Consider the following 22,344-nt stretch of genomic DNA (forward strand, 5'->3'; position numbering starts at 1 on the left):
CAATAAGTAGAGGCGTATAAATATAATGATTTCGAATAAGATTTATTACTTGCCTATAATTTGGCTGTTCTGTAGAAAATAATAAGTTATATTTTCCCTCTATATGACAATAGAGGCTTTGTTTAAAAAACCTCTTTGCCAGCCTACTTATTTTAATTTTTCTAATAAGGTTTTGCCCACCAAAACAGCCGACGCTGGATTTTGTCCTGTAATAAGTTCACGGTCCACCACCACATTTGGAGTCCATGCAGTGGTATTACTTTGATACTTACCGCCAAGTGACTGTAAAGCCGTTTGTGGATAAAACTTCATTTCTCCACCTTTTAATAAAGCTTTAGCCTGCTCTTCTTCCTGATTACTAATCACCGTCATTCGATAATTTTTATAAATCCATTCGCCAGTTTTGACTGTTTTACCTTGTTCTAGTTGACCAACTACTTCCAAGGCATTAGGTAAAGTAGACATCAACGCAATAGGACCGTGACAGACCAACGCAGTAGGTTTACCAGCTTTATGGAAAGCTGTAAGTACTTTTCCAAGTTGTTTATCTTTTAATAGATCTTGCATAGGTGCATGCCCACCTGGAATATAAATAGCATCAAACTGACCCGCACCAATTTGCTCAATACGAGATAGGCTCACAACTGGAGAATCTTGAGCAGATGTTAATTTTAAATCATGTAATAAATTTGCATATTGCTTTAATGCTTTTTCATCTTGGTTAAAATACATCGCATTATTTGATGATTCATCTAAGGTTGGAGCTTTTCCTTTTGGTGTAGCGAAAGTTACTGTATGACCTGCATCTAAAAGCATTTTTGTAGGTTGCATCAACTCATTTAAGTAAAAGCCTGTTTTAAAAATATGACCTTTTTTTAGCTCTAAATGCGCCTCATCAGACAATACAACCAACACATGAGCAGCATTTGCACTGAATGCTGCTGAAACGGCAACTACTGCAAGCATTATTTTATTTAGAGATTTCATCATTCGACCTTCATTCCAACCATTTGCTGGATTTATATTTTGGATGGATATATTCTATTTTTGCCAATCAGGTAAATAAACAACTACCTTTGCAAATCTTTTTTGCGTTTGAGGACAAAATGTCTCGCCAATTTGACCATCTTGCCGATGTTGAAGTGTTTTTAATCGTGGCTGAAAAGCTTTCTATTAGTGCAGCTGCAATTGATTTATCTACAACGCCTTCGGTCATTAGTAGAACAATTACAAGACTCGAGAAAAAATTAGGTATACAGTTTTTTAGAAGAACTACTCGTCATTTAAGTCTGACCGAAGCAGGTCAACTTTATTATGAAAAGATGCAACATGCTTTTCAGTTAATTGACCATGCTGAACGCGTGGTTCAAGGTGAACAACTACAAATTTCTGGAAAAATTAAATTAAGTGTACCTACGACTTATGGGCACTATCGTCTACCCCCCTTATTAGAAAAATTTCTTTTGAAATATCCGGACATTCAAATTGAAATTAGTATTTCTAATCGAAACGTCGATTTAATTGCGGAAGGATTTGATTTAGCTATTCGTCAAGGTCAGCTTCCTAGTAGCACTCTCATTGCCAGACCTTTGGAGCTTGCCCCTCTTCAACTTGTTGCCTCACCTGAATATTTAAAACGTATGGGTGTTCCTCAAACCTTGGAAGACTTAAACCATCACCAATGTATTGCCTTTGAATTACCGAGCACAGGTAAGGTCACTCCATGGTTTTTTAAAAATGGTGATAATGAAATTCAATGGATACCATCAAATCGGATTTTAGTAAAAGAAGATATTTTGGGAGTAGTTTCTCTTGCTGAAAGTGGATTAGGAATATGTCAGAGTTATAGCTTTATTGTTAATGAAAAGATCCGGCAAGGAAAATTGCAGCCCCTACTTGAGGGTTATGCAGGTCACACACGGCCCTTTTCTTTACTGTACGCACAACATAAACATATGTCGTCTGCGACAAGAGCTTTAATAAATTTTCTATGTTCTGATCGTGACTAACCCCGTCAAAACTAAATAAAGCTTAATTTATCTATATGAGTATTAAATATTCTATTTTAATAGAAAACATACAAACCAGACACTAAACTGCAATAATCAAAAGATGGTTCTCCATATTTGGGGAGAAGTGTTTTGTTACATTTGCCGTAACAAAAGATATAGGGTCCTGCAACTAGGGACATGGAGTCAAAAATGAAATTAAATGCTTGGTTATGTAGCGCTGTTATCGCAACTTCAATGGTTACTGTGGCACATGCTGACAATACAACACATGTAGCAGCCGCTTCTGCTTTAGGTAGCGTAGCAGGTACTGCAATTGGTAAAAGCATGGGCGGTACATCTGGCGCAACAATTGGTGCTGCTTTAGGTGGTGCGGGTGGTGCAGCTGTTGCAAGCGATCGTCGTAACCGTACTGAATCTGCGATTGGCGGTGCTTTAGGTGGTGGTGCTGGTTATACGGTTGGTAAAAGCATGGGCGGTACAAATGGTGGTTATGTCGGCGCTGCTTTAGGTGCTGCGGGTGGTTCTGCTTTAGGTAATAAAATCTCTAAAGACCGTTATACAGAAAAATCTTCTAAACACTGGAAGAAAAAACACCGTCGTCATCACTAATCAAATTTGACGAACAGATATTTAAGCACCTTCGGGTGCTTTTTTATTATGAGTGATTAAAAGCTAATTTGTCGTATGCTCATGGTTTATCCACAAATTAATACAAACACTACAAACAGACACAAAACACTTGTATCACCCTTGGGGTTCTCCATAATTATCACGAAATTTTTTATTACATTTACCCCAAGATAAAGATAACTGTCCTTCCAGTAAAAAGGACATGGAGTTCTACGATGAAAATGAATATTTGGTTGGCTAGTGCATTAATTGCAACATCTTCTATGGTAACAGTTGCACATGCTGACAATGGTACACGTGTTGCTGCAACCTCTGCTTTAGGTAGTGTAGTGGGTACTGCAATTGGTAAAAGTATTGGTGGTACCTCAGGTGCAACAATCGGTGCTGCTTTAGGTGGTGCTGGTGGTGCAGCAGCAGCAAGTGATCGTCGTAATCGTACAGAAGCTGCAATTGGTGGTGCTTTAGGTGGTGGTGCTGGTTATACAGTCGGCAAAAATATGGGCGGCACCAACGGTGGATACATCGGTGCAGCAGTAGGTGCAGCTGGTGGTTCTGCATTAGGTCGTAAAGTTGCTGAAGATCGTAATTACGATGACCGTTATGATCGCGGTCGTTACGATCGTGATGACCGTAGATATTACGATGGTGACCGTCGTTATTATAAAGGCGGTAGCCGTCGCCATGACAATGGCTTACACCGTGGTTGGTATAAAAACCGCTAATACACAAATGAATCAAAAGAGCACCTTCGGGTGCTTTTTTATTGAGGGGTAAAAGTTAATATCGAAAAAAAACGATATACATCTCACCCTATATATCGTATTATTTCGATATATCCTTATTCGAGAATATCGCATGCGATCACTTCAAGATACCAAGTTCTCTATTTTGGAACTTGCTCCTATTCGTAATGATAAAACCATCGAATTCTCATTACGTCACGCATTAGAATTGGCACAACATGCAGAAAAACTAGGTTATGAACGTTTCTGGCTTGCAGAACATCACAACATGGATGGAATCGCAAGTTCAGCTACCGCTGTCTTACTCGGTTTTATTGCAGCACATACACAGCATATTCGCTTAGGTTCAGGCGGAATTATGCTTCCTAACCATGCCCCTTTAGTTGTCGCAGAACAGTTCGGGACGCTTGCTACTTTATATCCAAATCGTATTGAACTTGGTTTAGGCCGTGCTCCCGGTACAGATCAACTCACCATGCGAGCTTTACGTCGTGGCCATCAAGAAACAGAAGATCAGTTTCCTCGAGATGTTGTCGAAATCTTAAAATATTTCGATGTACCTCAAGCAGGACAAAAAATTATTGCAACACCAGGGCAAAGCACCCATGTTCCTGTTTGGTTACTTGGATCTAGCCTATTTAGTGCACAACTCGCCGCAAAACTTGGACTTCCCTACTCATTTGCATCACATTTTGCACCACGTATGTTAGGTCAAGCGATTCAACTCTATCGAGAGAACTTTGAACCTTCTGAGTATCTAGATAAGCCGTATGTTTCAATGGGTGTGCCTGTTGTCGTTGCAGATACAGATGAAGAAGCACAATTTTTAGCAACTAGTGCTTACCAACGCGTATTAGGTTTAATCCGTGGTGAAAGCTTAAAGCTGAAACCACCAGTTGAATCAATGCAGGGATTATGGAATACAGCAGAACAACTTTCTGTCGAAAACTTTTATGCAATGGCGCAAATTGGTTCTGTAGATACGGTTCGCTCTGGCTTACAAAAGTTATTAGCGACATACGATGTTGATGAATTTATTTTTACATGTGATGTATACGATACAGCTAAACGTTTAGAAAGCTTTACACAACTCATGAATGTAAAAACAGGATTATAAAATTCTACTTCAAGCTCCCATACTTGAATTGATTTCGAGTATGGGATGACCATCTATCTGAAAAGACTTTACCCCAACTTCCTGCTTGGTTATTTATATTAAAACGATAAAAACATCATGATTTAAAAAACCAAAAGGACTTTTGGAAAATGAGTATTAATATTAAAAATAACACTTCAAAATCAGTAATTTTTCAGAATATCTCTCAAGATTTCGAAGATTTTACTGGTCAAGTGATTTCCTCAACGTCAATTAAAGATTTTGACTTTTCACATTCATCTGTCGCGATTATTGGTACAAATCAAGATAGCGTGACTCATCTTGAAAAAATCTGTCAGCAAGCAAAATTTGTGACTGTCTTCCAAATCACCCCTCATTTTATTTTGCCCCATAGTCAGATGGGTACACATAAGTTAATTACTCACCCACTTATTATCAAAAACCGCAGGTTATTTAACAATCGTGTTAAGAGCATTCTGGCATTGCGGTTTCTAGAAACTCAAGTAAACGAACCATGGCTTAAGCGTCTTTTGACTCCCAATACTGCAACCACCAAAAAAGTATTTTTTAAATCCGACAGTTATTATGCAGCACTTCAAAAACCCAACTGTAAATTGCAAACATGGCCAATTGTTAAAATTACCAATAGATCTATTCACAGCATGGATGGTATAGAACAACCCGTTGATATTATTATCAGAGCAATGCCATAAAAGTAAAAAAAAGCATGGTTTTAGGCCATGCTTTTTTATTTACTCATATTTTTGCAAATTACCATGATCATCGTAATGCAAAATGATGCGCTGTTTTTCTTGCAAATCATTTAGCATGTCGGAAGTAACTGAAAATTGGGCCGCTAATAATTCTACAGAACTATTAGGTGCCTTAGCACGTCGGTCCTCACCACTAAACCTAATCCAGTTATAACTTGCCCATAAAATTAAAATAAGCGCGCTAATTCCGATCATTAATGCTAAATGTAATAAGGTCTTAACTTCTGATAAGTGGTCTACCCAGACGTAATCATAAATTAATTGACCTTCAAAAACCCATAAAAATAGTGAAACCAACGGGAAAAGCAACCACATTAAACAAATCCAGCCAATGGTTTGTAATGTATAGTTTGCTGTTTTATTTTTGACATATTCCGGCTGATCAATATATTCAGGGATATCTAAAGTCTCTATATCCTTATTTTCCTCAAGTTTCATGGGTTATCTCCACGGAAGCCTCGATCTGGACTTACCCAACGGGCACGTTTTTTTGTGTTAAATAAAGTTTTTGGTACCGCAACAACACTTGTAAACAAAGTTAGTAACCAGAAAAATAACGGGTACCAAATCACCCAAAAGTAATTTCTAAAAAAACGCCCTCGGTCATAACGATGATCAATCCACAAACTCACTAAAAACTGGATCAAACATGTTCCGCCTAGTATTACACCGTACCACTGTGGCATAAGCGTTTTGATCTGCCATTGCTGAGGCAGCTCAATAAACAATCCCACAAAAAATAGCGTGAAGATCATGATCATCACATAAGACCAGATAATACTGACTAGCGCCTCAATCATGACCGGCCACATTCTTCGAACACGCAATTTGAACATTTGTGGAATATATTCTATAAGAACCTCTACTCCACCTTGCGCCCAGCGAAGACGCTGTTTCCATAGACCTTTAAATGTCTCAGGCATATAGATATAACAAAGCGCTTGTGGAATATACTGAATATCCCAATGGTCGAGCTGTAACTTCCATGAAATATCAATATCTTCGGTAATTTTATCGTCTGACCAAAACCCGACTCGAGCGAGTGCAGTTTTACGAAATGCTGCAATCACACCAGATACGGTAAAAATACGACCATATGTACGTTGTGCACGTTTAATCAAACCAATAATCGAAGAAAACTCACCAACTTGTAATTTTCCTAAAATACTAGATCGGTTTAAAATTCGTGGATTACCAGTTACAGCACCAATTCGCGGGAAGTTAATAAATGGTTGCATTAACCAAAGTACCGCATGCGGATGCAACAACGCATCTCCATCAATACAAACAAGATATTCGTATTTACTAACCAGTACTCCCGATCTTAAAGCTACGGCCTTACCCTGATTTTCTGCTAAGTGTACAACACGAAGTCGTGAATCTTGCGCTGACAATTCATCGAGAATTTCGGCGGTCCTATCACTACTTCCATCATTAACAGCAATGACTTCAAAATTAGGATATTTGGTTTGTAGCGCATAACGAATTGTTTGGCGTACTTGGGCTTCTTCGTTAAAACACGGAATGATGATACTGCATCCTTCACCTGTAGGTTCAGGAAGCGCTTGTTCGCGGTATTCTCTTTTAAAGAAAAACCAAAGTCCCCCTACCATCCATGTCCAAGCCATCAGTAAGGGATATAAAAAGGCAAAAGCAAACAGAATATCGAGTAATACTCTCATTACTTTTTCCCCTCTACCAATCCAGCAAAAGGCTGATACATCACAGGGCTAGTATTCAGACTAAGCGGATTATATAGATATTTATGAACATCTTTTGATTTTTCAAAGTCATAGCGATCAATACCGAATTTCTGGATTCCTACTCGCTGAATAGAAAAGAGTCCTTGCTGAACCTCTTCCCAAGCATTTTTTTGCGAATTTTCTGGTAATACTAAAGTCAGCATTATTCTTTGCTTATCATTTTGATCAAGTGTATTTAAGAGTGTTAACAACTGATTAAATTGTTTTTTCTTACCAATCACATCAAACTTCAAATTGACTAAATCATGTTGCATTAAAAGCGTTTTTATAAGCTCAGGTAGATTTTCCACATGATCTAAATCAGGTGTAAGCAATAAACTAAACTGTGCCTGATTACTCATATTTAAATAAGGTTTGACCGCTTCTTTAGTCAGTTCACTCAGTTGTTCGAGCTGTTTTGATTGTTCAATGCAACTGCTTTCTTGCACGGTTATTTTTTGCATTGCGCAATTTAAAGATGATCCTGCATTAAGCTGAACACCGCTTAAATTACTATTGAAACGTGCAATATCTTTAGCCAAATCTACAGCTAAAAATGGTTTATCTTTTTGCGGATAAGCAGGCAATTCTAATATTACAGATTGGCCTGCACGAGTTTGAGCCTGCCATAAACTACGATTTAAAATATCTTGTTGAACAGACATTTTATTTGTAGGGAAATAAGCAACATCATATTGTCCATCTCCATCTGTGTCTTCCAAAGGCTTTAAGATTAAAGCGTTGTTTTTTAAGCTATACAGTTTTGATAACAACTGCCCAAGTTTTTCATCAGTTTGAGTATTTTGCTGCGCTGCTAACTGCTTTAAATCCATACTCACAAAATGACGTGGCTGCTTAAATAAATCTGACTCTTCAAAGTTCAGAATATTTAACATACCTTCTGTCAGTTGTTCGGCTGTTGGGTTATTAATGACTAAGCTACGCTTAAAAGTTGAGTCACTCACGCGATTCATACCATCACGTCCCAAACTGAATGAAAACTGGAAACCTGCCTGTTGTGCTAGCTTCTCTAACTGTTCATTCACGGCGCCATAAGGCCAAATAATTGCTTTAGGATTAACCCCTACTTCTTTTTTCAAAACTGCATAAGATTTTTTTAAATCCTGCAAAATACGTTGTTGATATTCCGCATCGGTTTCATAACGTGATTGCGATTTTAAATAAGAATAAGAAGTAGCAGCAGGTTGCTCATTGCCTTGAGGATTGGCTAATACCCCATGATGTAAATCATCGCTATGGCTTGCAAACTCGGCTAACCCAGATGCTTGCATTTCACGAACTTGAGCCCAGTTCACCAAGTTACCTTGACCATAGGCTTCATAACCCGCTTTTGTATTACCATTTAACCAACTTGTTGGAAGAGCAAAAACTGCTGGAATCTGATATTGCTTCAGCAAAGGAAATACTCGGCTATAACTACTTAAAGCACCATCATCAAAGGTCAGTAGAATAGAGTTATGAGGTAATTCTTTACCTTGCTTACGTGCCTCTTCAATGTCTTTTAGACGAATCGGTTTCCAATCCGACTGACTAAGCCAATCGAGAAACTGTGCCAGATTATTGGTCTGAATCGCATAAACATCGCGGTCACCTTCCTTGAGCACATCATCTCGCACATCATGAAAAGTTAAAGAAACCGTATGGTTTTTTGGTAGTTCAGTTTCAATGCGGGCATAGGCAAATTGTACGGGTAATAACGTTGAGGCAAACACACAGCTCAACATTTTTGACATCATATTATTCATTAAAAACGCCCTTCAAATCCGAAAATACCGTAGGTATGTTGTTCATCATGACCATCGTATGGATGGTATTGCCAACCAATTCCATAATTAAGTTGCCAAGTCCGTGAGAGCTGCCATTGATGTTGATATTGCAAAGAGTATGTTGGTCGAGCTGAGTAATCTGCTTGTTTATATAGCCCTACTCCAGCTTCAAAATGTTGTTTAAATGAGCGTTCGTACTCTCGCCAAGTGACCCAGTCATGGCTTAAATTCAACTCGGCACTGTAATGATTGCTTGGGCTAAAGTAAGCAGTCTGATCTTGGCTATTGCTGCCATAAAATCCACGAACGGTTCCGTAAGTAATATGGTGAGGCGCATCAAATAATCGCTCACGCCAAAAAGTAGAAAATTCTTGTTGTTTATTACCGTCACTTATATCGGTTAAGCCATAGCTCGCTCCAATTTGGCGTGACTCATCTTTTTGCCATGTCAAAGCAGCACGGTAAGCTTGTCCATCCTCACCAGCATCAATTGCTTGTAATGGAATATTAGCCTGACTGTCATATTGCAATTGATATTGCCAGTGGTCGTTTAACCATTGCGACCAATCAAGACGAGCACCTGCTTGGCTACCATCTGTACTTTGCGACAAAATTGCCGACAATGCCTTACGGTTTGCTTGCCACTCAGCACCAACACCATAACGTTGGTCATGCACATCACCAAAACGGTATTCACCATAACGATCTTGATGCCAAGCAAATAGACGATAATTGTCTTTAATCCAAGGGCTATTAATACGAGTTTCCATTTCTCGATCTTTTAAGCCATTTTGCCCACTCACAGAATCGCTATTTTCTGCTTTACTCTGGCCCCAAGTCGTTGAGTGCGAGATGGTTGCTCTATCACGATCATCCAACTCTTTTCGACTTTTAACTACACCGCTATCTTCAGGATAATATTGCAAAAGACTTTCTGTACTTTTGCGCCATTCAGGAATATCTCCTAAAGCCTGAGCATTTTGCATTTGATTAATACGTGTATCTTTAGCAACTGGCGTTAAGCCATTTAAACGATCAATTGTTTTCTTCGCCTGTAACGGTTTATCTCTCCAGCGCTCAACACGAGCAAGGTTGTTAATTAAACCTTCATTAGCAGGTGCAAGATCTACTTGTTTTTGAAAATGCTTTTCTGATTGATCCAAATGATTTGCATAAGCTAAATGCATGCCTTGTAAAGCAATATAATCATCACGATCAGGATGGCTTGATTTATCCACCCCTTTGGCTTGACTATATTTATACATAGGGATCAACCTATCAACATCATTCAAAAGTTGATCAGCTTGTTTATATTTTTCTTGTTCAATATAAGAATAATAAAGCCCCGTATATACCGTCATATCTGAGTAGTTTTTTTCGGTAAGTAAGGTTTTAAAAGCGAGTTCAGCCTGCTTCGGTTGTCTTTCAGCTAAATAACTATCAGCAATCGCATGACGTACATAAGCCGGTAGCTTTTCTAACGGTACATTTAATTTAGTAAATTCATCTAATACCGTACGGCTACGCCCACGGAAGTCCAACGCATATAAATAGTCATAATGAAATCTTGAATAATTAGGATCTGACGGTTGAATCAAAGGCTGTATTTGCTCACCTTGTTTCAACACAGCATCAAGCTCGGCAAAGCCTTCACTGTCCGACATGCCTTCACGATTCAAATATTTATAGCGAGTAATTGCGTTATTTACACGTTGAGAAAACTCACTGACTTTTAACCAGTGTTGTAACGATTCTGTTTGCGTATTTTTATCGCTGGAAAGCAGCAACTGCTGAGCTTTTTTATAAGCGCCTACAGCCGCCAAGTCGTAACTATATTCTTGCAAAACCGCAAAAGATTTTGGTTGTTGTTGATAAGCTTGCTCGATTGCAGATAAAGCATCTACAGGTGAATTAATAAGTCGATATGCATAAGCAATTTGAACAAATTGATCAGCTGTAAGATTTTTACTCTTAATACCTGATAAATGCACCTTAGCATTTACAGGGTCTTTAGCCTCAGCATATAGAACCGCTAATAAAATCTGCCCATCAAATGTCTTTTGAATATTAAATTTATTCGACCAATCAATTGCATCTTTAAAGTGTTTAAAATCACGAAAATTACGTATTAATGGTAGTTGCCCATATTCTGGAAAATTCACATAATTAACATTTGCTAAATGCTGAGAAAAGGTTAATAAATCTCTTTTTTCACTTGACATGACAACTAAATAATCAGCTAGTAATTTTTGGTCATGCGGGTACTTATTTAGCAATTGTTCTAATTGCAATATTGCTTGTTGAGTATGCCCAGTTTTGTAAGTGTGAATAGCCTGCTCTCGCAATTCATCTACTTGAGCAGCATATAAATTAAGAGGCAAGATATATACCAATGAAAAAACACATTTTTTTAGCATTTTGATAATCGGATAGTCCCATATCGAGGTGGGAAATTATAATTAAAATCAAAAACCAATCACATAACACCAAAAAAGTGTGATCTATTTAACATTTTATAAATTGTGGATTTTTCATGAATGCTTTTCTAAAATATTTATAAAAAATAAAGAATTACTATTTTTATGTGCAATAAAAAACATACACTTCTTTTCAATAGTGTTATTTAAATTTACAAACGAGTTTCAAAATAACTACGGGCTTATAACCAATAAGAACTATTTAATAATATTTAGTTTTATATATAAAACTTTAATTTTTCTCTGTGATATATATTAAAAAAAACCATTCAACTTATCTATAAATTCATATACAAAAATTGAATGGTTAAAATAAACAATTGATTAAATTAACCAATACGACGTTTTAATCCCGTCATTTGTAAAATACGAGTTGAAATCTCTTCAATCGACATTTCGGTCACGTTTAAATATTTAATGCCTTCTGAAATATAAATCCCTTCAATTGCTCTTAGCTCCATTTGGCATTGGCTAAAACTTGCATAACGGCTATTCGCTTTACGTTCACTACGAATTGCGACCAAACGCTCAGCATCAATCATCAAACCAAATAACTTGCTACGATGAGCTCTTAATACTGCTGGTAAACGGTTATCATCTAAATCTTCTTCAGTTAATGGATAGTTTGCAACGCGAATACCGAATTGAAGAGATAAGTAAATAGAAGTCGGTGTTTTACCCGAACGGGAAACTCCAATTAAGATTAAATCCGCTTTATCGTAATGACGAGTACGTGCCCCATCATCATTATCAAGCGCAAAATGAACAGCATCGATACGGGCTTTATAATATTCAGAATCGGTTACAGCATGAGTCTGCCCGACCAATGTTGTTGGTGGTGTTCCAAGTTCTTGTTCAAGTTTACTAATTAAACCTTCAAACACATCCAGATTAACCGCTTTAGCCGTGTTAATAATCTCTCGCACATGCGGATCGACTAAAGTATCAAATACTAAAGGTAGGCAACCGTCTTTGGTTTGGCATCGATTAATCTCAACCACCACATCCATTGCCGCCTCTTCAGTTGTAATATACGGCATGATGTGAATATCAAAATCTACATTGGGAAATTGTGCTAATAACGAATGTCCAAGAGTCTCGGCAGTAATTGCAGTTCCATCAGAAATAAAAAAAACACTCCGCTTAAATTGTTTACTTTCTGACATTAAAATTCTCCTTAAACATTTGTCTTAGTGCTATATAATCTTTATAGTAAACTGATCTTACATGACTGTCGCTTAGTATAATTCTCAACTAAGCACTTTATTTTTATAATTTCATGCCAAGATAGACATTAATACTGCAAAAGTGGAGTGAAAACTTTGGAAGCGCGCGTAATCGGTCTAGAAAAATTAGGGAAACACGATGTCGAACTCGTAGGTGGGAAAAACTCATCTTTGGGTGAAATGATCAGCCATTTATCAAATGCTGGTGTATCGGTACCTGGTGGCTTTGCAACTACTGCTGCTGCCTATCGTGAGTTCTTAGACCAAAGTGGTCTTAACGCTCGAATTCAAGCAGAACTTGCTCAACTCAACGTCGATGACGTAAATGCTCTTGCAGAAACAGGCGCTAAAATTCGTCAATGGATTGTAGAGACTCCACTCACTGCAACCTTAGAACAAGAAATTCGCGCCGCTTTTACAGCACTTTCTAACGGCAACCCTGATATCGCGGTTGCCGTTCGTTCATCTGCAACTGCTGAAGATTTACCAGATGCTTCTTTCGCGGGTCAACAAGAAACTTTCTTGAATATTCGCGGTATTGATAACGTACTTATTGCGATTAAAGAAGTATTTGCTTCTTTATATAATGACCGTGCAATTTCTTACCGTGTGCATCAAGGTTTTGATCATGACATCGTTGCACTTTCAGCGGGTGTTCAGCGTATGGTTCGTTCTGAAACTGGCGCTGCGGGTGTAATGTTTACACTTGATACAGAATCTGGTTTCCGTGATGTTGTATTTATCACTGCCTCTTACGGTTTAGGTGAAATGGTTGTACAAGGTGCCGTTAACCCAGATGAGTTTTACTTATCTAAACCATTATTAAATGCAGGAAGACATTCTGTTTTACGTCGTAACCTTGGCTCTAAACACCAAAAAATGATTTATGGTGAAGAAGGTTCTGCGGGTAAATCTGTTGTTGTTGTTGATGTTGAAAAACAAGATCGTCAACAATTCGCTTTAAATGACCATGAGTTACAAGAGTTAGCTAAACAAGCGCTTATCATTGAGCAGCATTACGGTGCTCCAATGGATATCGAATGGGCAAAAGACGGTGATGACGGTCAAATTTATATTGTTCAAGCCCGTCCTGAAACTGTAAAAAGCCGCCAAAATGTAGGCACTATGGAACGCTATCTTCTCAAACAAAGAGGTACTGTTCTTTGTGAAGGTCGTTCAATTGGTCAACGTATTGGTTCTGGTAAAGTCCGTATTGTTAACTCAATAAAAGAAATGGACAAAGTTCAAGAAGGCGACGTTCTTGTATCAGATATGACCGATCCTGACTGGGAACCGGTAATGAAACGTGCTGCTGCAATTATCACTAATCGTGGTGGTCGTACATGTCACGCAGCAATTATTGCACGTGAACTTGGTGTACCAGCGATTGTAGGTTGTGGTAACGCAACAGAAGTATTAACTGATGGTCAAGAAGTAACTGTTTCTTGTGCTGAAGGTGATACAGGTTTCATTTACGAAGGTGCTTTAGATTTCGAAGTTCAACGCAACTCAATCGAATCTATGCCTAAGCTTTCGTTTAAAATTATGATGAACGTAGGTAACCCTGACCGTGCATTTGACTTTGCTCAAATTCCAAACGAAGGTATTGGCCTTGCTCGTCTTGAGTTCATCATTAACCGTATGATCGGTGTGCACCCTAAAGCCCTACTCAATATTGATAGCCTCCCTCGTGAAACTCGTGCTGCGGTTTTAACTCGTACAGCGGGTTATGCTTCACCTGTAGATTTCTATGTTGAAAAATTGGTTGAAGGTATTGCGACTCTTGCTGCTGCATTTGGTGACAAGCCAGTTATCGTTCGTATGTCTGACTTCAAGTCAAACGAATACGCAAACTTAATTGGTGGTAAGTTATACGAGCCTGAAGAAGAAACCCCGATGCTGGGTTTCCGTGGTGCAAGCCGTTATGTATCTGATAACTTCCGTGATTGTTTCGAATTAGAATGTCGCGCACTTAAGAAAGTTCGTGATGAAATGGGTCTCACCAATATTCAAATCATGATTCCTTTTGTACGCACAGTATCTGAAGCGAAACGTGTTATTGAATTACTTGCACAAAATGGCTTAAAACGTGGTGAGAACGGCTTAAAAGTAATCATGATGTGCGAATTACCAACTAACGCTCTGTTAGCTGAACAATTCTTAGAGCACTTCGATGGTTTCTCTATTGGTTCTAATGACTTAACTCAGTTAACGTTAGGCCTTGACCGTGACTCAGGTATTGTTTCACACTTATTTGATGAACGTGATGCAGCTGTTAAAGCTCTTCTTTCAATGGCAATCCATGCCTGCCGTAAAGCAGGTAAATATGTAGGTATCTGTGGTCAGGGTCCTTCAGACCATCCAGATCTTGCAAAATGGTTAATGGAACAAGGTATCGAATCTGTCTCTCTTAACCCAGACTCAGTTTTAGATACATGGTTCTTCCTTGCTGAAGAAAAAATCAAGCAAATCTAATATGTTATAAAAAAAGGCCCATCCGTGGGTCTTTTTTCATCTTTAGAATAGAGAATTTTTATTTATGCAAATTTACTTGGCACGTAATAATCAACAAGCTGGGCCTTATACTTTAGAACAAGTAAATCAAATGTTGGCTAGCCAACAAATTTTGTTAACTGATTTAGCTTGGCATGAAGGCATGACAGAATGGAAAGCTTTAGGAGAATTAACCCAAGGTAAACTTGTATATCAACCTATCGGTTATTCTGTACCTACAATAAATACGAATACATCAACTAATGAAACTATTCGTCAAATTCGTGTAGAACCTAAAGTTCATGAACTTGCGTCTATTCCGGCTCGGGCTTTAGCAAAAATTATTGATTTATTGCTTTGGTTACCAATCGCTGCAATTCCTTCTTTTTTCTTTAATGAAGCTCAATATAAGCAATTATTCGAGTTACAAAAACAGATGCAATCTGCCGAAGTCGCATCGACTAAAGCTGCAGAATTGCAACAGCAACTTTTTACTTTAATTCCAATAGAAGCTTGGCATTCAATGCTTCTTTACGTCGTAATTATGCTTGCAATTCAAGCCGTTCTTTTAACAAAGTTTGGTCAGAGTATAGGTAAGAAAATCGTTGGAATTAAAATTGTAGATGCTGAGGACAATAGCAAGGTTAATTTAACTCGCATCTTCTTATTAAGAAGTATTGTTTTTATCATATTAAACTTACTGTTTATGCCGATCAGTACAATTATTGACTATGCTTTTGCATTAGGACAAAAGCGACAAGCTTTACATGACAAAATTGCAAGAACAAAAGTGATCAAATGATAGTGAATGACTCATTCATTTAATGTCTAAAAAAAGAGGAGGCACCCTGCCTCCTTTTTTCTATAGGGAGTTGATATTTAAATAAAAGCTCTATTGAAATTAGATACCCTACAAAAAAAATCGGGTTTTAAAACAATTATTTCAGCCTACTTTATGTATAGCTTAGTTTGTCGATATGAGGCATAATGCCCTACAACGTAGCGGTGTCATATAATTGAGAAGTCTAAATTTAAGGATTAGCGTTCTCAATCATGCGACACTTTAATCGCTATCCCATATTTAATTAGGGAATGGGACTCTTCACCGAGGTTGTAAAATGAGACAAACGATTTTAGCTGTATTGTCTTTATCAACGCTTGCCGCACTTTTGACTGGGTGTGGTGGTGATATGGTACTTCTAAACTCTAAAGGTCCAGTTGGTCAAGGTCAAAGTGACCTTATGATGACTGCGATCTATTTAATGTTACTTGTGGTGATTCCTTCAATCATCATGGCATTATGGTTTGGTTGGAAATATCGCGCGTCAAATAAAGATGCAGACTATAAACCTACATGGGCACACTCAACTGCAATTGAAGTTGTAGTATGGGGTATCCCTGTCATTATTATTGGTATTTTAGCTTGGTTAACTTGGTGGGGTTCCCACAAGTATGACCCATACCGTCCTTTAGAATCAGATAAAGCACCTTTAACTATTCAAGTTATTGCTGAACAGTTTAAGTGGATCTTTATTTATCCTGAACAAAACATTGCAACAGTTAACGAAGTACGTTTCCCTGAAAAAACTCCGTTAAGCTTTAAAATCACTTCTAACTTTACAATGAACTCATTCTTCATTCCACAGTTAGGCGGCCAGATTTATGCAATGGCAGGTATGCAAACTCACCTTCATTTGTTAGCAAATGAAACTGGTGTATATCGTGGTTTCTCTTCTAACTACTCAGGTTACGGTTTCTCTCAAATGCGTTTCAAGGCGCATAGTGTTACAGAGCAACAATTCAACGAATGGGTAGCAGCGGTTAAAGCAGGTAATGGTTCAACCATTAACCCAGAAGCAGTTCAAAAAACTACGCTTGACCAAGCTGAATTGGCAACCTTACGTGATGGTAACCGTTCTAAGCATCAGATCGAGCATTTAGTAAATCGTGCTAAAGCTGCTGGTGATGAAAAAGCAGTTGCTGAAGCTGAAGCTATGAAACCGTTCCCGACTAAGCCACACCCTGTGACTTATTACTCTACTGTTGAGCCTAAATTGTTTGAAACAATTATCAACCACTATATGAGTAACTATCATGGTGTTGACCACTCTGCTGAACACGCAACAGCTGACACTCATGCTGCAGCTGAACACGCTGCTCAAGGGGAATAAGACATGGATATGATTTTTGGTAAACTGGGTTGGGACTCTATCCCGACAGAGCCAATCGTACTTGTCACCATGGTCCTTATGGCAATTGGTGCAATTGCAGTGCTTGGCGGTATCACCTATTTCAAAAAATGGGGATATTTGTGGAATGAGTGGTTTATTACGGTAGACCATAAAAAGATTGGTATCATGTATATCATCGTATCTGTTGTCATGCTTCTGCGTGGTTTCGCCGATGCGATCATGATGCGTTTACAACTTTTCCTCGCTAAAGGCGGCGGCGAAGGTTATCTACATCCTGACCACTATGACCAGATCTTCACCGCACACGGTGTAATCATGATCTTCTTCGTAGCAATGGGTCTCGTTGTAGGTATGATGAACATCTCTGTACCTTTACAGATTGGTGCTCGCGACGTTGCTTTCCCATTATTGAACTCTTTAAGCTTCTGGTTATTCGCTGGTGCTGCTGGTTTGATGATGCTTTCACTTGTGTTAGGTGAATTTGCTGCGACTGGTTGGATGGCTTACCCTCCTCTATCTGGCATTCAATATTCTCCTGGTGTAGGTGTTGACTACTATATCTGGGCACTTCAGGTTTCTGGTCTAGGTACGCTTTTATCTGGTGTTAACTTCTTCGTTACCATCATCAAAATGCGTGCACCTGGCATGAAATTAATGGATATGCCTATTTTCACGTGGACTTCACTTTGTACGGCTGTATTAATCATTGCATCATTCCCTGTATTAACAGGTACACTTGCAATGCTTACTCTAGACCGTTACTTCGGCTTCCATTTCTTCACAAATGAGCTTGGCGGTAGCCCAATGCTTTATGTGAATTTGATCTGGACATGGGGTCACCCTGAAGTATATATCTTGGTATTACCAGCATTTGGTCTATACTCAGAAATCGTTGCAACCTTCTCTCGTAAAGCGTTGTTCGGTTACAAGTCTATGGTGTATGCAACTATCGCGATTACTGTTCTTGCGTTTGTTGTATGGCTTCACCACTTCTTCACCATGGGTGCTGGTGCGAACGTTAACGCGTTCTTCGGTATCATGACCATGGTTATTGCGATTCCTACTGGTGTGAAAATCTTCTCTTGGTTATTCACTATGTATAAAGGTCGCATCACCTTTACTACTCCAATGTTATGGACGCTTGGCTTCCTTGTAACATTCGGTATCGGTGGTTTAACTGGTGTACTTATGGCTGTTCCACCTGCGGACTTCTTGGTACACAACTCATTATTCTTGATCGCTCACTTCCATAACGTAATTATTGGTGGTGTGGTGTTTGGTATGTTTGCCGGCATCATTTACTACTGGCCAAAAATGTTTGGTTGGAAGCTCAACGAAGCATGGGGTAAAGCTGCGTTCTGGTTCTGGTTCTTCGGTTTCTATTTTGCATTCATGCCACTTTATATCCTTGGTTTCATGGGTATGACTCGTCGTTTGAATACATATGACAACCCTGAATGGGATCCGTACCTTGCGATTGCATTATTTGGTGCTGTTCTTGTTGCGATTGGTATTGCATGTTTCTTAATGCAAATCATCGTTGGTTTCTTACAACGTAAAGACAACATGGACCTTACTGGCGATCCATGGGATGCTCGTACGCTTGAATGGGCGACCTCTTCCCCTGCTCCGTTCTATAACTTTGCGCATGAACCAGATGCAAGCGGTATCGACCGTTTCTGGACTGACAAAGAAAATGGTGTAGCATACGCACGTAACACTAAATATGAAGACATCCACATGCCGACTGATCGTGCTGCTGGTTTTGTCATTGCAATGTTCATTACTCTTCTTGGCTTTGCACTCATCTGGCATATTTGGTGGCTCGTTGTTGTTTCATTCGTTGCAGCTGTTGTTAGCTTGATCGTAAGCTCATTCACTAAGAATGTTGATTACTACGTTCCTGCTGCTGAAGTTGAGCGTATTGAAAACGAACGCTATGCTTTACTTGAAAAACACTTGAAGAAGGACTAAGGAAATGGCTGAAGTACTTCATCACGACAACCACGGCCATGACGGTCATCATGAACATGATGATACAGACTTAACGGTTTTTGGTTTCTGGACATACTTGATGAGTGACTTGATTCTTTTCGGATCACTCTTCATTGCGTTCGCTGTATTAAGCAGTCATGTTCCAGCAGGCACTCCAAGTGCATATGACCTATTCCATGACTCATTAGGCTTCGTGTTAACTGAAACATTTGCCTTATTGATTTCATCGGTAACCTTTGGTTTTGCTGTACTTGCATCTTATAAAAAGAATGTAAATCAAGTGATCACTTGGTTATTTATTACATTCCTTTTTGGTGCATCGTTCATTGGAATGGAAGTCTATGAATTCCATCACCTTGTACATGAAGGCCACGGTCCAACTCACAGTGCATTCTTATCATCGTTCTTTACTTTGGTTGGTACACACGGTATCCACGTAACTTCTGGTTTAGTATGGATGCTTGTATTAATGTATCAAATCAAAACTAAAGGTTTGACTTTACCGAATACACGTCGTCTTGCTTGCTTAAGCTTGTTCTGGCACTTCCTTGACATCGTTTGGATCTGTGTATTCAGCGTCGTTTACTTACTGGGAGTTCTCTAATGAGTAGTCATGAGCATAATGCTGCTGGTGCGTCACACGGTAACTTTAAGCAATACACTGTTGGATTTATCCTTTCTGTTATCCTCACCATCATCCCTTTCGGGATGGTGATGGCGGGGGGTTTCAGTCGTGGTCTTTTAGTTACAGTGATTGCAATCACTGCGGTTGCTCAGGTTCTTGTACAACTTGTGTACTTCCTACACATGAATACATCATCTGAACAACGTTGGAATATGATTGCATTCATCTACACAATCCTATGTATCGCCGTACTTTTAATCGGTTCTGTGTGGATTATGAATTACCTTCACTACAATATGATGATCTAAACTGATTGTCATGTTGAGAAAATATCTATTCCTGACTAAACCAGGAATTCTCTTCGGTAATTTCATTACCACCTTGGGCGGCTTTTTCTTAGCCGCCCAAGGCTCTATAGACATCTTATTATTACTTCTCACCCTACTTGGAACAACTTTAGTTGTGGCTTCTGGTTGTGTGGTTAATAATGTTATAGATCAAGATATTGATACAAAGATGCAGCGCACTCAAAACCGTGCACTTGTTACAAAAACAATCTCTCCTACTGTTGCGCTGATATATGCATTAGTGCTTGGTATAATTGGTTTTTGCATTTTGTGGTTCGGTGTAAATGGTTATGCATTTTTGTTTGCAATGATTGGTTTTATTGTCTATGTCGGTTTTTATAGTTTGTGGACCAAACGTACTTCAATCCATCAAACCGTCATTGGTAGTATCTCCGGAGCGAGCCCTCCTGTTATTGGTTATACAGCAGTAACTCATCAATTTGATGTGGCAGCCTTGCTTTTGTTTTTAGCATACGCTTTATGGCAAATGCCTCACTCTTGGGCAATTGCAATTTATCGTTTTGATGATTACAAAAATGCGGGAATTCCAATTTTGCCTGTAGCACGTTCTATTTATCGTACGAAAATTGAATGTGTAATCTATATCCTATTATTTGCAGCTGTTTTGAATGGGTTATATTGTTTTGGCTACACCAATATATTCTTTTTAATTACCTTTAATGCTTTGACTGCATATTGGTTATATTTATCAGTTATTGGATTTAAAGCCGAAAATGATCAATTATGGGCTAAACGTTTTTTCCTGTACTCGGTCATATTAATTACCCTGTTAAGTTTGAGCTTTAGCTTTACCTATCAATCCCCTGCTCCAAATCTTCCTCTCTTTTAAACAAGAGAGGATTTCCTCTTTATAGTAAAGAAGTTTTACTTTTCTGATCAAAAGATTTGTTTTTAGTCGAACTTTTACCTATAATTCAGCCTTCGCAAATTTTGCGACATAACTTATTAAGTTATGACTCCTTGCTTCTAATTTTTTTATTAGGGGCTGTTTAAACCGTAAGGAGCTGACAATGCGTCATTACGAAATCGTACTTTTGGTACACCCAGACCAAAGCGATCAAGTTGTAGGTATGGTTGAACGCTATATCTCTCAGATCAAAGAAGCTGAAGGTCAAATTCACCGTTTAGAAGATTGGGGCCGTCGTCAATTGGCTTACCCAATTAACAAAATTCACAAAGCGCACTACATTCTTATGAACGTTGAATGTGGTCAAACTACGCTTGATGAGTTAGAAGAATTATTCCGTTATAACGACGCGATCATTCGTAACCTTATCATCCGTCGTGAACACGCAATCACTGAAGAGTCATTGCTTGCTAAGAGTGCTGAAGAAAAGCGTGCGCGTAAAGCTCAACGCGAAGAAGCACAGCAAGTTGCTCAAGAAGCTGAATAAGGAGAACATCAATGGCACGTTTTTACCGTCGTCGCAAGTTCTGCCGCTTTACAGCTGAGAATGTTGCGTACATCGACTACAAAGATATCGACACTTTAAAACAGTACATCACTGAAAACGGCAAGATTGTTCCTAGCCGTATCACTGGTACTAAAGCTCGTTATCAACGTCAATTAGCACTTGCTATCAAACAAGCTCGCTATTTGTCTTTGATTCCGTACACTGACAACCATAAGTGAGGTGATCTGTGGACGTTATCTTATTACAACGCATTAAGAACCTTGGTAAATTAGGCGATAAAGTATCAGTTAAAGCTGGTTACGGCCGTAACTTCCTTATCCCTCAAGGTAAAGCAGTTGCAGCTACTGAAGCTAACACTGCTGCTTTTGAAGCTCGTCGTGCTGAACTTGAGAAGCAAGAAGCTGAAGTTTTAGCTGCTGCTCAAGCACGTGCTGAACAATTGAATGAAGTTAACATCGTTATCACTGCTAAAGCTGGTGACGAAGGTAAACTCTTCGGTTCTATCGGTACTCGTGACATCGCTGACGCATTAACGAATGCTGGTCTTACAGTTGACCGTGCAGAAGTTCGTTTACCAAATGGCGCGCTTCGTCACACTGGTGAATTCAACATCGCAATCCAATTGCACCATGATGTTGTTGCAGAAGTTCTCGTTACTATCGTATCTGAGTAATTTCTCATCAAAAAAAGAGCATGCTTTTGCATGCTCTTTTTTTATGTTTCAAATTTTAAAATAAGATATATTAATT

General features: G+C 38.7%; 21 protein-coding genes. 15 read left to right on the forward strand and 6 right to left on the reverse strand.

Translation table 11 applies throughout. From position 1 onward, the window contains the following. Nucleotides 1–147: 147 nt before the first annotated feature. Nucleotides 148–987: a type 1 glutamine amidotransferase domain-containing protein gene (locus J663_RS01925; protein WP_033848029.1), complete on the reverse strand. Its 840-nt coding sequence runs from the start codon at nucleotides 985–987 to the stop codon at nucleotides 148–150. Nucleotides 988–1,106: 119 nt separating this feature from the next. Between J663_RS01925 and J663_RS01930 the strand changes: the two genes are divergently transcribed. The 5 genes from J663_RS01930 to J663_RS01950 all read left to right on the forward strand — a co-directional run bounded on the left by J663_RS01930 (nucleotide 1,107) and on the right by J663_RS01950 (nucleotide 5,215). Continuing rightward, nucleotides 1,107–2,009, forward strand: a complete 903-nt coding sequence (locus tag J663_RS01930; RefSeq protein WP_033847490.1) for a LysR family transcriptional regulator — start codon at nucleotides 1,107–1,109, stop codon at nucleotides 2,007–2,009. A 192-nt stretch (nucleotides 2,010–2,201) separates the two neighbouring features. Further along, nucleotides 2,202–2,621 carry a glycine zipper domain-containing protein gene (locus J663_RS01935; protein WP_033847492.1) on the forward strand — a complete coding sequence of 140 codons (420 nt, stop codon included), beginning with the start codon at nucleotides 2,202–2,204 and terminating at the stop codon, nucleotides 2,619–2,621. Nucleotides 2,622–2,857: 236 nt separating this feature from the next. Continuing rightward, nucleotides 2,858–3,364, forward strand: coding sequence for a hypothetical protein (locus tag J663_RS01940; protein ID WP_017480838.1), 507 nt, complete (start codon nucleotides 2,858–2,860; stop codon nucleotides 3,362–3,364). Between the two features lie 133 nt (nucleotides 3,365–3,497). After that, nucleotides 3,498–4,502: an LLM class flavin-dependent oxidoreductase gene (locus tag J663_RS01945; RefSeq protein ID WP_033847494.1), complete on the forward strand. Its 1,005-nt coding sequence runs from the start codon at nucleotides 3,498–3,500 to the stop codon at nucleotides 4,500–4,502. Between the two features lie 149 nt (nucleotides 4,503–4,651). Next, complete coding sequence (locus J663_RS01950; RefSeq protein ID WP_033847495.1) at nucleotides 4,652–5,215, forward strand: hypothetical protein; 564 nt, start codon at nucleotides 4,652–4,654, stop codon at nucleotides 5,213–5,215. Between the two features lie 39 nt (nucleotides 5,216–5,254). Here J663_RS01950 and pgaD read toward each other — a convergent pair whose 3' ends face one another. The 5 genes from pgaD to J663_RS01975 all read right to left on the reverse strand — a co-directional run bounded on the left by pgaD (nucleotide 5,255) and on the right by J663_RS01975 (nucleotide 12,447). Further along, nucleotides 5,255–5,713, reverse strand: coding sequence for a poly-beta-1,6-N-acetyl-D-glucosamine biosynthesis protein PgaD (gene pgaD / locus J663_RS01955; protein ID WP_033847497.1), 459 nt, complete (start codon nucleotides 5,711–5,713; stop codon nucleotides 5,255–5,257). Further along, nucleotides 5,710–6,957 carry a poly-beta-1,6-N-acetyl-D-glucosamine synthase gene (pgaC, locus tag J663_RS01960; protein ID WP_014207132.1) on the reverse strand — a complete coding sequence of 416 codons (1,248 nt, stop codon included), beginning with the start codon at nucleotides 6,955–6,957 and terminating at the stop codon, nucleotides 5,710–5,712. Before pgaC ends, pgaD begins: the two co-directional genes overlap by 4 nt. After that, on the reverse strand, nucleotides 6,957–8,783 hold the full coding sequence (gene pgaB, locus J663_RS01965; protein WP_033847499.1) for a poly-beta-1,6-N-acetyl-D-glucosamine N-deacetylase PgaB: 1,827 nt from the start codon (nucleotides 8,781–8,783) through the stop codon (nucleotides 6,957–6,959). Before pgaB ends, pgaC begins: the two co-directional genes overlap by 1 nt. Then, nucleotides 8,783–11,221 (reverse strand): poly-beta-1,6 N-acetyl-D-glucosamine export porin PgaA, encoded by a 2,439-nt coding sequence (pgaA, locus tag J663_RS01970; protein ID WP_033847501.1) that lies wholly within the window; start codon nucleotides 11,219–11,221, stop codon nucleotides 8,783–8,785. Before pgaA ends, pgaB begins: the two co-directional genes overlap by 1 nt. 389 nt (nucleotides 11,222–11,610) lie before the next feature. Beyond that, entirely contained in the window at nucleotides 11,611–12,447 is an 837-nt protein-coding gene (locus J663_RS01975) for a pyruvate, water dikinase regulatory protein (protein WP_002119749.1), read from the reverse strand. A 147-nt stretch (nucleotides 12,448–12,594) separates the two neighbouring features. Between J663_RS01975 and ppsA the strand changes: the two genes are divergently transcribed. The 10 genes from ppsA (at nucleotide 12,595) to rplI (ending at nucleotide 22,268) form a co-directional block, all read left to right on the forward strand. Continuing rightward, entirely contained in the window at nucleotides 12,595–14,982 is a 2,388-nt protein-coding gene (gene ppsA / locus J663_RS01980) for a phosphoenolpyruvate synthase (RefSeq protein ID WP_171072105.1), read from the forward strand. A 64-nt stretch (nucleotides 14,983–15,046) separates the two neighbouring features. Further along, a complete protein-coding gene (locus J663_RS01985; RefSeq protein ID WP_002119677.1) occupies nucleotides 15,047–15,802 on the forward strand; it encodes an RDD family protein in 756 nt (251 codons plus the stop codon). A 316-nt stretch (nucleotides 15,803–16,118) separates the two neighbouring features. Beyond that, on the forward strand, nucleotides 16,119–17,171 hold the full coding sequence (gene cyoA, locus J663_RS01990; RefSeq protein WP_002119579.1) for a ubiquinol oxidase subunit II: 1,053 nt from the start codon (nucleotides 16,119–16,121) through the stop codon (nucleotides 17,169–17,171). A 3-nt stretch (nucleotides 17,172–17,174) separates the two neighbouring features. After that, nucleotides 17,175–19,166, forward strand: a complete 1,992-nt coding sequence (cyoB, locus tag J663_RS01995; protein ID WP_005068497.1) for a cytochrome o ubiquinol oxidase subunit I — start codon at nucleotides 17,175–17,177, stop codon at nucleotides 19,164–19,166. Between the two features lie 4 nt (nucleotides 19,167–19,170). Then, the gene (cyoC, locus tag J663_RS02000; RefSeq protein WP_002119759.1) at nucleotides 19,171–19,791 is read left to right on the forward strand and encodes a cytochrome o ubiquinol oxidase subunit III; all 621 of its coding nucleotides are present in this window, start codon (nucleotides 19,171–19,173) and stop codon (nucleotides 19,789–19,791) included. After that, entirely contained in the window at nucleotides 19,791–20,120 is a 330-nt protein-coding gene (locus J663_RS02005; RefSeq protein ID WP_000094534.1) for a cytochrome o ubiquinol oxidase subunit IV, read from the forward strand. The genes cyoC and J663_RS02005 overlap by 1 nt, the downstream gene beginning before the upstream one ends. A gap of 10 nt (nucleotides 20,121–20,130) precedes the next feature. Beyond that, complete coding sequence (gene cyoE / locus J663_RS02010) at nucleotides 20,131–21,009, forward strand: heme o synthase (RefSeq protein ID WP_033847502.1); 879 nt, start codon at nucleotides 20,131–20,133, stop codon at nucleotides 21,007–21,009. A 181-nt stretch (nucleotides 21,010–21,190) separates the two neighbouring features. Further along, a complete protein-coding gene (rpsF, locus tag J663_RS02015; RefSeq protein ID WP_002119610.1) occupies nucleotides 21,191–21,574 on the forward strand; it encodes a 30S ribosomal protein S6 in 384 nt (127 codons plus the stop codon). Between the two features lie 11 nt (nucleotides 21,575–21,585). Further along, nucleotides 21,586–21,813 (forward strand): 30S ribosomal protein S18, encoded by a 228-nt coding sequence (rpsR, locus tag J663_RS02020; RefSeq protein WP_000090661.1) that lies wholly within the window; start codon nucleotides 21,586–21,588, stop codon nucleotides 21,811–21,813. An 8-nt stretch (nucleotides 21,814–21,821) separates the two neighbouring features. Beyond that, complete coding sequence (rplI, locus tag J663_RS02025) at nucleotides 21,822–22,268, forward strand: 50S ribosomal protein L9 (RefSeq protein WP_000382591.1); 447 nt, start codon at nucleotides 21,822–21,824, stop codon at nucleotides 22,266–22,268. Nucleotides 22,269–22,344: the final 76 nt, after the last annotated feature.

The sequence above is a fragment of the Acinetobacter sp. 826659 genome (assembly GCF_000588515.1).
In the GTDB taxonomy this organism is placed as follows: Bacteria; Pseudomonadota; Gammaproteobacteria; order Pseudomonadales; family Moraxellaceae; genus Acinetobacter; species Acinetobacter pittii.